The organism is Pseudovibrio axinellae (assembly GCF_900110875.1).
GTDB classification, from domain to species: Bacteria; Pseudomonadota; Alphaproteobacteria; order Rhizobiales; family Stappiaceae; genus Pseudovibrio; species Pseudovibrio axinellae.
Genome location: NZ_FOFM01000008.1, coordinates 40,235 through 53,623 on the forward strand (window position 1 = coordinate 40,235; position 13,389 = coordinate 53,623).

Here is a 13,389-nt window from a genome sequence, read left to right on the forward strand (position 1 = left end):
CATACGCGGTTCAAAGCCGCATTGGGTACACCCTTATTGGACCCTTTTGCCCTTATTTAACAGATGCGCTGTCGCAACACAGTGCATCCTTATTTATACTAGGGCGTTGTCCTCGTTTATTTTTAAGTTCGACGCTCACCCCTTCTGTGTGAGCTTCATTCGCTTATAGATTTTCACCCAAGCACCCAAAAAGTGCTCGACGTCGTCTTTGGTCGTCGCCCAACCCAGACTCACCCGGATTGCACCACGCGCCAGTGATTCCGACACTCCCATTGCAAGAAGCACATGGGATGCGCCGACTTTACCAGAGGAACAAGCTGATCCAGAGGAAACAGCTACTCCAAATAAATCAAAGTTGATAAGCGCTGTTTCAGCTGAAATTCCTTCAACTGCGAAACACGTCGTGTTGCCAAGACGCGAAACATTCTTACCGAAGATCACGGCATCAGGAGAGATTTCATAGAGCCTCTCCTCCAAGTGGTCTCGAAGACCACAAACTCTAGCACGCTCATCAGGATCAGTTGATTGCGCTGCCGCAACCGCAAAGCCTGCAATGCCTGCCGTATTCTCTGTTCCTGCTCTTCTCCACGACTCCTGTCCGCCACCTGTTAGCAACGGAATAGGCCGGAAGTCTCCTTTTCCCAAAACCAGGACACCTACTCCCTGCGGGCCACCCATTTTATGGGAGGAAATCGACATGGAGTTGCACCCAATTTTGGCCATGGAGAGCGGTTCTTTACCCGCCATCTGCACGGCGTCTACATGGAGGATGTGTCCCATATCTTCAACTAGGACACCGATTTCCTGAAGGGGCTGCAAAACACCTGTTTCGCTGTTTGCGGCCATGACGGAAACCAAAACGGTTTCGTCCTCTCCAAGTTTTTCCAACATGCTTCGCAGTTCACTCACTACGACGCGACCATCTTCATCAACCGGAATACTTTGTACATTTTGAGCTGAAAAACGACCGCCTGCATTCACGGAGGGGTGTTCAATTGAGCTCACAAAAACCTGAGTAAGAATATAGGGCTCGCCATTTTTAAGCCAAGTGGGAGACAATGCAGTCACATTCGCCTCAGACGCGCCACTTGTAAAAATCACATTTGCCGGATTGCCTTCAATCAAATCTGCAATTTTGTGCCTTGCATCTTCGATGATGGCCCGTGCGCGCCGACCACTACTATGAATAGAGGACGCATTCCCAGCTGCCTTATAAGCTTCTTGCAGTGCAAAAAGAGATTCTTCCCTCAAAGGAGCACTGGCGTTATAGTCTAAATATGTCAGTTCGCGGTTCGTTGTCATAGTTTAACACAGAAAATGGGGTTCTTAAGTGCCCTAATTGGGTCGCTATGGGAATGGAAACCTTGAAATTTTCCACGGTGCTTACGATAAGGGTTAGTGAGTTCCCTTTGAATTCGATCAGGTCTATAACGTGAGTGCGCCGAGTTGGGTATACCTTTCTCCAGCAGAGGCCGATTTTCAGTGTAGTCCTTGAGATTCATCGTAGAATAATTCTAAACTGTTTCTAGTAAACTTGCGTTTCGCAGTCAAGTTTAATCGACAGCGATCCGATGTACGAAAAAGTTGGCGACTCTTCGTTGCCAGACAAAACAAAAAGGACTTTGCAGTATATGCCAGAGGTGATCTTCAATGGCCCTGCAGGGCGGCTAGAAGGCCGTTTCCATCCAGCAAAAAAACGCAATGCTCCGATCGCGTTGGTCTTGCATCTGCATCCGCAGTTCGGCGGAACGATGAACAACCAGATCATCTACCAGATGTATTACATGTTCGCGAGACGCGGTTTTGCCGTTCTGCGCTTCAACTTCCGCGGTGTCGGTCGTTCGCAAGGCCAGTTCGATCATGGACAGGGTGAGTTATCTGATGCAGCTGCGGCGTTGGACTGGGTACAAACCATCCACCCAGATGCACGTGCCTGTTGGATTGCTGGCTTCTCATTTGGTGCATGGATTGGCATGCAGCTGCTGATGCGCCGTCCTGAGGTAGAGGGCTTTATCTCAATCGCCCCACCAGCAAACCTGCACGACTTCTCCTTCCTGGCACCCTGCCCGTCTTCAGGCCTGATCATTCATGGTGAAGAAGACAAAGTGGTTCCGCAAAAAGATGTTCAGGTACTGGTCGATAAGCTGAAGACTCAAAAAGGCATTATCATTGACCACCAAGAAATGCCTGGCGCAAACCACTTCTTCGAGAATCACGTTGATGGTTTGATGCAGAACTGTGCCGGTTACCTCGATCGCCGCTTGGGCTTGATTGGCGAAGACGCCGGTTGATTCTAACAAGAGATCTAGAACAAAAAAAAGCCCGGTCACTGACCGGGCTTTTTATTAAACTAAACTCTGACTTATTCGCCTGGGGTCCAGGCATGATAATCGCCAGTTACTTCCGGGCGCTGCTCCGGCGTCAGAAGAGAGCCCTTCGGACGGTAGGCATTTGGCGTGCCCGTAAAGTTTGGTGAATGCGGCTTTTCCCACTCGCGCGTTACATAACCACTTTCGGTCGGCGGCGTGTCGGTACGGTAATGCATCCAGCCATGCCATCCGGCAGGGATCATCGAAGCTTCTGCAAGGTTTTTATAAATCACCCAACGACGTTTGCCGCCACGCTCTTTATAGTACTTGTTACCAAACTCATCGGTACCGACGAACTCACCCTTTCTCCATGTGAAGAAACGAGTTCCCCACGTGTCACTGTTCCACCATGTGAAGAACGTAAGCAGAAGGTGTTTCATGTGTCTGGCCTTTCCAGATCGCTGGCGCTATGATTTTGCTGGAATATGACGAGTGTTTTCTTGCCTGTCCAGTCTTAGAGCACCGTAGTTTCAACTATTCACCGGAAGTCACTCAAATTATCCTTGGGTCAGTTAGTATTTTCACAACCGCACCCACCATTTGTCCGCTTATTTCTTTACTCTGCGCCGCAGATACGGGTTTTCACCGAACTTGTCTGCAGGCGAAATGTTACCCACCTCCAAGTCCTTAAGAGACAAAGGTTCGCTTTCAGCTGACTCTGTACGCCTGCGCCGCGCTGGTGCCGGGTGAGAATCAATGCGCCCGCCATTTTCTTCTTTTTGGTATTGGCGCGCTTTATTAAGCGCGGCAAACTTAGCCTCATTATGCTCGAGCCGCCGTTTTGCGCCATCAATAATAAAAGCACCATCCTGCTTGCGCAAAAACTGACGGCGATCCTTACAAATCGTTTCCAAGGATCGTTTCAGGACTGAAGAAGATATGGGTGTCACAAGCAAATGATGAGCCCCCGCCTCCAGCGCACGGGTCACCAACGCACGCGTGCCGTAAGCTGTAATAAAGACAAGAGGCACGTTAATCAGCTCAGGAACGCGACCTGAACGCATAAGCTTTAGCAACTGAAAGCCACTGACCGGTTTCATCTCCCAACCAGACAACACTATATCTGGTGGGTCTGAAATGAGCATCGGCAACGCATCCTTGGGGCCATCATATACGCGCACACGCTCCAATTTAAGGGTACTTAAAATACCCCGTAGGATTGCCTGTGTGGGTTTTGAGTGTTCCACAAGAACCACATCTAACTGGGAAATGTCCTTGCCAAAGGCGGTATGATGCATATTTGCTCGCTAAATGAACCTAATCAGATGCTGAAGGTAACAAAGAAACTATAGAGGAACTCACCATACAACTACTGCGTAAAAATACGCGTGTTGCACAGACTTTTCTCAACGAGAATTTTTGTGATCCACTGAATAATTTTTCCTAAAATACTCCCCAAAAAAAATGAGGGAGATTTCTCTTTTTCGCTTGGTTTTACGGAAATGGCGGGGTTCTGCGAACTGCGCACCCCTTCAAACATTGTTTATGGTCCCCGCAATCCACACAGATTACAATATTTGGTGTCCCATTCCCTCTTATACACACCAGCAGTGGACAGAACGAGCTTGACGATGCTTTCCGATTCAATCTAATTTGAGGACGAAATCAAGACGTGTTCAGGATAGTGCGGCCTCGGCCGGGAGTTCACCACATTTAAGTAGCTTCGAGTGCGAGAAGTTGGATTAGTTTTCACTTCAAGCGGTCGCTTTTTTTTGCCAATTGCAAGCTAAATATTGTGTTAATATATTATAGGCACACTATATGTTGTGATAGTATAAGATTGCGCACCACTTTACCGGCGTTGAATAAGACACATGAAAAGTAGCGGATTGATCAGAACCGGCGGCGGATTTTTGATTGAAATCTTAGCTACTTAATCTCTAAAACCGAATGTATCGCGGTGGTTTCCACCGGGTACGGCAAGGGGCTAAATATGAGAATTGAGCGGCGATATACTGCGTCTGGTAAATCCCCATACGCAGATATTGAATTCTGTAACGCAACGAGCGAGATCCGTAACCCAGATGGATCCGTTGTGTTTCGCTTGGAGAACATTCAGGTTCCCAAGCAATTCTCTCAGGTTGCCTCTGATATTCTGGCACAAAAGTACTTCCGCAAGGCTGGCGTTCCTGCCAAACTGAAAGCGGTTGAAGAAAACACCGTACCTTCCTGGCTGTGGCGCCAAACTGCAGACAATAAAGCGCTGTCCAAGATGCCAAAGGACAAGCGTTACGGTTCTGAAATTGATGGTCGTCAGGTTTTTGACCGCCTGGCAGGCACATGGACCTACTGGGGTTGGAAAGGCGGCTACTTCGACAGTGAAGCTGATGCGCAAGCGTTTTACGACGAGCTGCGGTACATGCTTGCCACTCAAAAAGTAGCACCAAACTCCCCGCAGTGGTTCAACACCGGCCTGCACTGGGCATACGGAATCGATGGGCCAAGCCAGGGTCACCATTACGTTGACTTCGAAACAGGCAAGCTGACCCGCTCTGCGACCGCCTACGAGCACCCGCAGCCACATGCGTGCTTCATTCAGTCCGTTGATGATGACCTGGTGAACGAAAACGGCATCATGGACCTGTGGGTTCGTGAGGCGCGCCTGTTCAAATACGGCTCTGGTACTGGCACCAACTTCTCTTCATTGCGTGCAAGCGGTGAAAAGCTGGCCGGTGGCGGCAAATCATCAGGCCTGATGAGCTTCTTAAAGATCGGCGACCGTGCAGCGGGCGCAATCAAGTCTGGCGGCACCACACGACGCGCAGCAAAGATGGTTGTGGTTGATATCGACCACCCAGACATTGAAGAGTTCGTCAACTGGAAGGTTCACGAGGAGCAGAAAGTTGCTGCGATCGTAACCGGTTCCAAAATCTGTCAAAAGCATCTGCAAGCTGTGATGAAGGCTTGCGTCAACTGCGAAGGCAGCGGCGACGATTGTTTTGACCCGAAAAAGAACCCTGCCCTCAAGCGCGAAATGCGCTCTGCGAAAAAGGCAATGGTTCCTGATAACTACATCCAGCGTGTGGTTCAGTTTGCGCGTCAAGGCTACAAGTCTATCGAATTCCCAACCTACAACACAGACTGGGATTCTGAAGCTTACCTGACAGTTTCCGGCCAGAACTCTAACAACTCTGTTCGCGTCACTGATGGTTTCTTGAAAGCTGTCACTGATGATGGTGAATGGGACCTGACTGCCCGCATCACAGGTAAAGCGCACAAAACCATTAAAGCGACCGAGCTGTGGGAACAGATCGGATATGCAGCATGGGCTTCTGCTGATCCAGGCCTGCAATACCACACCACAATCAACGACTGGCACACCTGCCCACAAGGTGGCGAGATCCGCGCGTCCAACCCATGTTCTGAATACATGTTCCTGGACGATACCGCGTGTAACCTTGCATCCTTGAACCTGTTGCAGTTCCGCCTTGATGACGGTCAGTTTGACGCTGAGAACTTCGAGCACGCAACCCGCCTCTGGCAGATCGTGCTTGAGATTTCTGTTCTGATGGCTCAGTTCCCATCCAAACAGATTGCTCAGCTTTCCTATGAGTACCGCACAACCGGCTTGGGCTACGCCAATATTGGTGGTTTGCTCATGACCTCCGGTATCTCCTACGATAGCGACGAAGGCCGTGCTCTGTGTGGCGCGATCTCGGCAATCATGACTGGTGTATGTTACGCAACATCTGCTGAAATGGCTGGTGAGCTTGGCTCATTCCCGCGTTATGAAGAAAACGCAAAAGACATGCTGCGCGTTATCCGTAACCACCGCCGTGCAGCTCACAGTGAAGCAGGTGGATATGAGAAGCTGAGCACGCTTCCAGTACCCCTTGACGCAGCCTCCTGCCCTCAGCCCAATCTGGTAGAGCGTGCAAAGACGGCTTGGGACCTTGCGCTTTCTCTTGGCGAAAAACACGGTTACCGCAATGCGCAGACCACTGTTATTGCGCCAACAGGCACAATCGGTCTGGTTATGGATTGTGACACCACCGGAATTGAGCCTGACTTTGCACTGGTAAAGTTCAAAAAGCTCGCAGGTGGCGGCTACTTCAAAATCATCAACCGCGCTGTACCAGAAGCTCTTCGTACGCTTGGGTATAGTGAAGCTGAAATCGGCGAGATGGAAGCACATGCTGTTGGTCACGGCTCAATTGCTCAAGCTCCAGGCATCAACACCACTTCGTTGCGTGCCAAAGGCTTTGACGATGCGGCCCTTGAAAAGCTCAGCGGCGCTCTGGGCTCAGCATTTGATATCAAGTTCGTATTCAACCGCTGGACCCTTGGTGACGATTTGCTCACTGGCAAGCTCGGTGTTTCTGCCCAGCAGCTGGACGATATGGAGTTTGACCTCCTCTCGTATATGGGCTTCAGCAAAGCTGAAATTGAAGCTGCCAACACACACGTATGTGGTGCAATGACACTGGAAGGTGCACCGCACCTGAAGGAAGAGCATTACTCAGTGTTTGATTGTGCGAACCCATGTGGCCGCACTGGCAAGCGCTACCTTTCAGTAGACAGCCACATCAAGATGATGGCAGCAGCTCAGCCATTCATTTCAGGTGCAATTTCCAAGACAATCAACATGCCAAACACGGCAAGTGTTGAAGATTGTAAAGACGCTTACATGCTTTCTTGGAAGCTTGGCCTGAAGGCAAACGCGCTTTACCGCGATGGGTCAAAACTGTCTCAGCCCCTCAACTCCCAGCTTCTGGAAGATGAAGAGGACGATGCAGAAGACACCATTGAGGACATCCTTGCTCAGCCACAAGCTGCCCGTGCAGAAGCTGTTGCAGAACGCATTGTTGAGCGTATTGTAGAGCGTGCTGTTCGCAATCGTGAAAAACTGCCAAACCGCCGTAAGGGTTACACCCAAAAAGCATCCGTTGGTGGTCACAAGGTTTACCTGACAACAGGTGAATACGAGGATGGCCGCATCGGCGAAATCTTCATCGACATGCACAAAGAAGGCGCGGCTTTCCGCTCACTGATGAACAACTTCGCCATCGCGATCTCTCTCGGCCTTCAGTATGGCGTTCCGCTTGAAGAGTACGTGGATGCCTTCACATTCACCCGCTTTGAGCCTGCTGGCATGGTGATGGGCAATGATGCCATCAAGAATGCAACATCCATTCTTGATTACATCTTCCGTGAACTGGCTGTGTCCTACCTTGGCCGCAACGATCTGGCACACGTTCCGCCAGAAGCTCTAGGTAGCGTAACCTCCACCGCAAATGCATCTGCAGAAGGAGCGCAAAGCGAAGAGAGCGGCCCTGCGATCGTCTCACACGGCCTTGTGCGCGGTCAGACAGAAAAGTTCCGTCTGGTACCAGGTGGTGACCCTGCTGTTCAGCTGGCTGGTGCGATTTCCGCTCAGTCTGATGCAATTGCAACAGCCTTCCAACGTGGCGGTGAAGCCGCAGCTGCTGCCCCTGTTTCAGTGGGAACAGCTGCTCCAGCTGCAAAGCAAACAGTAGCAAGCCAAGTCGCTCAGGCCCGCATGAAGGGTTATGAAGGCGAAAGCTGCGCAGAATGCGGAAACTTCACCATGGTCCGAAACGGCACCTGCCTAAAATGCGACACATGCGGCTCCACAAGCGGCTGCAGCTAAGTAAAAAGCAAGTACGTTCCGACTGCAGCAGACCTCCTGCCGCTCTCAGCACATAACTGCCAAACCAAACAAAATGGCCCCAAGATCACTTGGGGCCATTTCTCATAGATACCACACACTTCGTATTGCAAAACCGGGCGGATTGATCTCAGCATTTTGATAGCGCACGAGGCAAACTACGCCTGCTTGCAGCGGATGGCTTCCAGTCAACCTCGCGCGAACCAAATACGCCCAGACCCTCCTTGGCTCGAACGCCTTCCACATACCTCCAGCATGATGCGCGGCACGCAATTAGCGTTCACCGGTTGTTAAGAGCGCCGTTTCTCAAGTCTCTACCCCCTAGCGCACGTAGCAAGGCAAAACTGCGAGCCCTGATCAGCTGCCAAGTGACACACACTTGCTCTATCAGTGAGGCGGTTGAGTTCTCTACGCATACCAAGTCAGGCTGATACAACAATGTATTCGTCAAGATATTCTGCGCTGACCTCAAATACGAGCAGATCAACCTCAAGCCCGTAACGAACTGCCAACAAAAGGACCGGAGATAACACAGAGATGAAGCCCCGACCTAATCGTTGAAAGGGCCTACTATAAGATAAGCTAATCTCAGAAGATTTCATTACAAGACCATGAATTTAAAGAGGAATACTTCATCTACAGCAGAAAATGCACCTAAGCAGCGTGCCTATATCATGGCTTCGAACCACAAGAGTTTTCCAGCCATTTCGACTGGCCGGTCTTGTTAAATCACGACCTTTCCGATTGCTCAAATACATCAACTGATCAGGAGGAGAGTTGGATTGAAATTTTAAACCCTCACAGAGCATCTAAAAACAATCGGTCTTCTAAGACTGAGATAATTAATAGTGATGGCCTCGGGATTGACGGAATCTGCTGCGGCAGCAATGACAAGTTTCGACTGACCCAAACCAATAATTTTACACTTTGACCATTGCGGTAGAGGGGTATTCGGGGGTCGTCCCAGCCGAACAAACACATTATGCGACAGCTATGTATCGCGCTTCAGCTCACAAGGCTATGAGGTCGCATCGATCATTGTGTAAGTATTAAAAGTTGCAACGAATGGCAGGAAACAAACTTACTCGAACTAAAAGCCGTACTAAACGGTGCTCCATGGTAAATTGACCCCCTTGCTATAATTGGGGGCAAGCAGTTCTAGAAGGTCGATAGCCTACGCTTCAACGCTACCGGGCTCTGCAGTTCTCAACCGTCAAATTAAGAGTTGAGGTTCAATATCGTTGCCAAGAAAAGCTGCCATGCAATGCGCTTTATTGGTACCAAGCCACCTCAATACATAGCCTTATAAAGTGTTATGTCGGTGGCGGTATTGGCCTTAAGCATTGCGCTGCCTCGTGCAAGTAGCCAGCCGTCTGCGCGTTCTAAGCGTGCAACGATTAGTACCACTGAGGCATCTGTGAGTGTGGTTGGCTTTGAAAAGGAAAAGGTAATCGCCTTTGACTTGCCGGAGCTCTTGAGCTGAACTTCACGCGTAAGTTCTTGCGTGCTTTTCTGACTGGCATGAGTTTCCAAAAAGATTTTGATATGGCCTTTGGGGACAACCGCGTTGTCTGCAAATGTGACCGTACCGCTGATATCGGCAGCTTGAGCAGTACCTATCCCTGAGGCTGTTGCTATACCAGCAACGATCAAACCAGCGGCCAAGATAATTCTCCCAGGATTGATAAGAGGTCTCATTCTCTTCCCCTTCAGGTGGCGCCGCGCTGGCGCTTGTTAAGATCTGCTCGGGAACCAACACAACGAAAAAAGTGGGGAGCCGATAAGCTCCCCACCCATAATTGCATCAGATGACAATAAAATCATCTGCAGAAAGTGACAAGCCTGTCTTCAACTGCGCGAACTGAATCGCACCGATGTCACCAGTTCCGTCTGCATCATACAACAGCGCTCCACTGTCAGTGTCGTAAATGATGCGGTCGTTTGCATCTTGGCTGACACCAGCAGCACTCATGTGGAATGCACCCAAAGCCAGGGGCCCATTACCGCCGAGTTCGGTGAAGATTTCGCTGTCCAGAAGGATCAAGTCGTCGTCGACATTAAAGTCCTTGATCCGATCGATATTGTCATTCCCAAGTTCTGTAGAGAAGCGGAAAGAATCCTCTCCTGAACCACCAACCAGAAGGTCAGCACCAAGACCGCCATCCAGCATATCACTGCCTTGACCGCCATAGAGCTTGTCGTTGCCAGATTCACCCGGCATGATTGGCTCAGGCGGGAAGTCAATGGACACGTTGAGTGTGTAGGTTGAACCTTCCGGCACAGCTTCTAACCAACCACCATCCGGTGCATCCGGAGACCAAGCACCCTCCAGAATGTAGTAGGTTCCGGTTTCTTCGACAGCAAAGACCATGCTGGAATCTCGACCGTGTACGGAACCTGGATCTCCGGCACCATCATCGTTCTGAGCAACGATATTGCCTTCGCTATCTAGCAGCAGGACCCAACTGTCGTGAACGTCTGGATCTGCAATACCATCAATGTCGATGGTGATAGTTGATCCAGCCTGCAGCTCAATCTTGTAGTAACCGCCCAGACCATTACCTGTCGCATCAACAGTGGTATGAAGAACCGTTGTTGAGTCAAAGATATTTGGATCTTCGGTCAACGAGAAGTTATCGGAGATATCGAACGCGGCCGCAATCGAGTTGTTGGTCGCATCCGCTCCAAGCGTGGCGTAGCCAGTGCCCATACCTGGGCGTGGGATCGGGGGAGCTACATCACCGAAGTCGCCGAGCAAGATGTCATCACCACGACCACCGCGTAGCACATCGTTGCCACCCTGACCTGTCAGCGTATTGGCAGCGTTATCTCCTCTGATACGGTCATTGTGGCCTGAGCCAGCAAGGTTTTCGATGGAGATGTAGGTGTCACCTTCAGAGCCGTTACCATTCAGCTTGAGGTTGACGCCACTGGTTGCATCCGCATAGTCCGCAGTGTCACTGCCTGCGCCACCATTGAGAACATCAGCACCGCCGCCACCTGTCAGCGTATCATTGCCTGATCCACCGGAGAGTTCGTTGGTCTCGTCGTTGCCGATCAGATGATCGTCGTGGAAGGAGCCGACAACATTTTCAACATCAACAATGATGTCGTGTCTTAGGACTGTGCCGCGACCGACGATCTGTACCGGTCCGTCAGCGTCACCACCACGTGCAGTTCCATTGGCAAGATCAACCATGACGCCTTCGGAGCTTCCGGAGTAAACAACGGTGTCAATGCCTTCGCCGCCATCCAGATAGTCCTGACCAGAACCACCAATGAGGATGTCATTTCCTTCGTCGCCATACAGGAGGTCCCCGTCATTGCCGCCGTCGAGAATGTCGTCACCGCCGCCGCCATTGAAGACGTCGCCGCCGCCTCGGCCCCAGAAATGGTTGTCTGAATCTGTACCGATAAAGCGATCGATACGGTCATCAGAACCAATCAGGTTTTCAACGCTGTAGAAGGTGTCGCCAGAGGCAGTACCACCGCTGGCCACGTTCGTTTCCAGGTTGACGAGCAACTGGAATGGGCTTTCGTGGCTGTAGTCAACCGTGTCAACGCCGTCACCGCCGATGAAGACGTCAACGCCGTCCTGACCCATCATTGTGTCGTCGCCGTCACCGCCGTCCAGGATGTCGTCACCAGCACCACCGAAGATGGTATCGTTGCCAGCACCGCCGTAGAGCACGTCGTCGCCGTCATCGCTCTCGGTCTGGTCCTCAAGATCCTCTATCGCAATGGTGTTGTTGATATCACGGCTTGCCAGAGAATCCCGGCCACCAATGATGAGATCATCACCATCCATGCCGAAGATTGTGTCGCCGCCGGCTCCACCCTCTAGCGTGTCATTTCCATCACCACCAATGATGATGCTGGTTGGTGTGCTACCGGGGGTTGGTGGTGTGTCGTCATCATCTTCAACGACGGGATCCACAGGCGTTCCGCCCACGTAGATGATGTTTTCGACATTTTCGACGTCACCCAGATCCAGATCACTGTTCAGAACATAGATTGTGTCGTTGCCGCCATCAGCTTCTTCACGAACGATATCGTCAGCAGAATCAACGAAGTAAACATCATCGCCGTTGCCGCCTGCCATGCGGTCAGCACCACCGCGACCGTCAATTACGTTGTCGCCGTCGTTGCCGATTATGATGTCATCGTAGTTACTGCCGATGCCGTTTTCGATGTAGTACTCGGTCTGATCGGTATTGTGTCCGGCAAAGATCGATACATTGTTGCTATGGCCGTTCACACTGGAGAACTGGCCGGCACGCAGATCAAGAATTGTGCCTGCAGTTGATCCGGAGAAGTCAACGGTATCATTGCCACCGGTGTCATGAATCACGAAGCCAATGTCGTGCTGCATGCCTGAGGAGGTGAGCTCGTAGCCGTATTCAGTGCTGTTAAAGCCGTAGGTGTTGTTGCCGGTGTTGAGGTCAATTTCCTGATAGACCCACTCCCCGTTCTCATCGACTTCTGCAAAGAAGCGGCGGATGGTTGCTTCGATGTCTGCCATCAGCGGTGTTGAGGCCGACCAACGGGTTGTTTCCCCTACATCGATCCCATCAAAATACGACATGACGCTGTATTGCTGGCGATCATAAATCCAGGTCGCATTGTTCAGATAGTTGATCTGAACACCGCCAGGCCCGCTGTAATTGTATAGGCCGGGATGGTTCAATCCAAACTCATGCCCAAATTCATGAATAAAGCTGTCAAACACATAGCCGCCAATGTCTGTCTTGTTTGGCTCTGTATCGTGGAAGCGTTGGCCGATGCTGACATAACGGTTGCTTGAATAAGCGCTGCCGTCGTCGGCTTCGCCGATTTCTGGGCTAACGACTTCCATCCACTGCGTATCAGGGTCAAATGGAACGTCATCTACGATCACGAACTCAAACGGAGTAACAGCCGCCCACATATTCAAGGCACCGATCGCAGCGGCCTTGTATTCTGGATGGTCGTTGAGATCGGACACATTGATCACCAATGGCCCTGCTGCGATCTCTGGTGTGAGGCTGCGAGGCAATGCGCCAAGGTAATCAAGATAGGCTTCGTAATCATCACTTTTGCCAAACGGGTTATCCGGCGTTTGGTCGTTAACCCACCATTCGTCGTTAGACTGGTTCGTCTCTGACATCTTTATTTCTCCCTCTACAACTAAGCTTGGATGGTTATGGCAGCCTGAATTGGGTGTGCCTGCCTAAAGTTTGGCATCACAAAAAATGTCGTCCTTACAAATATTGAAGGACGATTTAGGAAAATAAATTTTTGGAAAGCGTGAATTCTGTTTCGCCGGGAGTGCCCTCAACGAAATTATGAGAGGATTCCGGCTCGAAGTGGAAAGCAGACGACCTGCGCTAAATGTCGCTATGAACGAAGTGC

At 50.8% G+C, this 13,389-nt stretch carries 7 protein-coding genes; 2 read left to right on the plus strand and 5 right to left on the minus strand.

Annotation, left to right across the window (positions count from 1 at the left end):
* Window positions 1–135: 135 nt before the first annotated feature.
* Complete coding sequence (locus BMZ51_RS16980; protein WP_068007723.1) at window positions 136–1,302, minus strand: cysteine desulfurase family protein; 1,167 nt, start codon at window positions 1,300–1,302, stop codon at window positions 136–138.
* Between the two features lie 329 nt (window positions 1,303–1,631).
* Here BMZ51_RS16980 and BMZ51_RS16985 point away from each other — a divergent pair, with 329 nt between their 5' ends.
* Window positions 1,632–2,291, plus strand: coding sequence for an alpha/beta hydrolase (locus BMZ51_RS16985; protein WP_068007766.1), 660 nt, complete (start codon window positions 1,632–1,634; stop codon window positions 2,289–2,291).
* Window positions 2,292–2,362: 71 nt separating this feature from the next.
* Here the strand turns inward: BMZ51_RS16985 and BMZ51_RS16990 are convergent, their stop codons facing one another.
* Together BMZ51_RS16990 and BMZ51_RS16995 are read right to left on the minus strand one after the other, a co-directional pair.
* Window positions 2,363–2,749 carry an NADH:ubiquinone oxidoreductase subunit NDUFA12 gene (locus BMZ51_RS16990; RefSeq protein ID WP_068007720.1) on the minus strand — a complete coding sequence of 129 codons (387 nt, stop codon included), beginning with the start codon at window positions 2,747–2,749 and terminating at the stop codon, window positions 2,363–2,365.
* A 168-nt stretch (window positions 2,750–2,917) separates the two neighbouring features.
* Window positions 2,918–3,607, minus strand: coding sequence for a response regulator (locus BMZ51_RS16995; RefSeq protein WP_068007717.1), 690 nt, complete (start codon window positions 3,605–3,607; stop codon window positions 2,918–2,920).
* Between the two features lie 695 nt (window positions 3,608–4,302).
* Here BMZ51_RS16995 and BMZ51_RS17000 point away from each other — a divergent pair.
* Window positions 4,303–7,980 carry a vitamin B12-dependent ribonucleotide reductase gene (locus BMZ51_RS17000; RefSeq protein ID WP_068007715.1) on the plus strand — a complete coding sequence of 1,226 codons (3,678 nt, stop codon included), beginning with the start codon at window positions 4,303–4,305 and terminating at the stop codon, window positions 7,978–7,980.
* Between the two features lie 1,308 nt (window positions 7,981–9,288).
* On the opposite strand, the gene BMZ51_RS17005 is transcribed toward BMZ51_RS17000, so the two are convergent.
* Window positions 9,289–9,696, minus strand: a complete 408-nt coding sequence (locus BMZ51_RS17005) for a hypothetical protein (RefSeq protein WP_068007712.1) — start codon at window positions 9,694–9,696, stop codon at window positions 9,289–9,291.
* A 106-nt stretch (window positions 9,697–9,802) separates the two neighbouring features.
* Window positions 9,803–13,144, minus strand: coding sequence for a M10 family metallopeptidase C-terminal domain-containing protein (locus BMZ51_RS17010; protein WP_068007711.1), 3,342 nt, complete (start codon window positions 13,142–13,144; stop codon window positions 9,803–9,805).
* Window positions 13,145–13,389 lie beyond the last annotated feature (245 nt).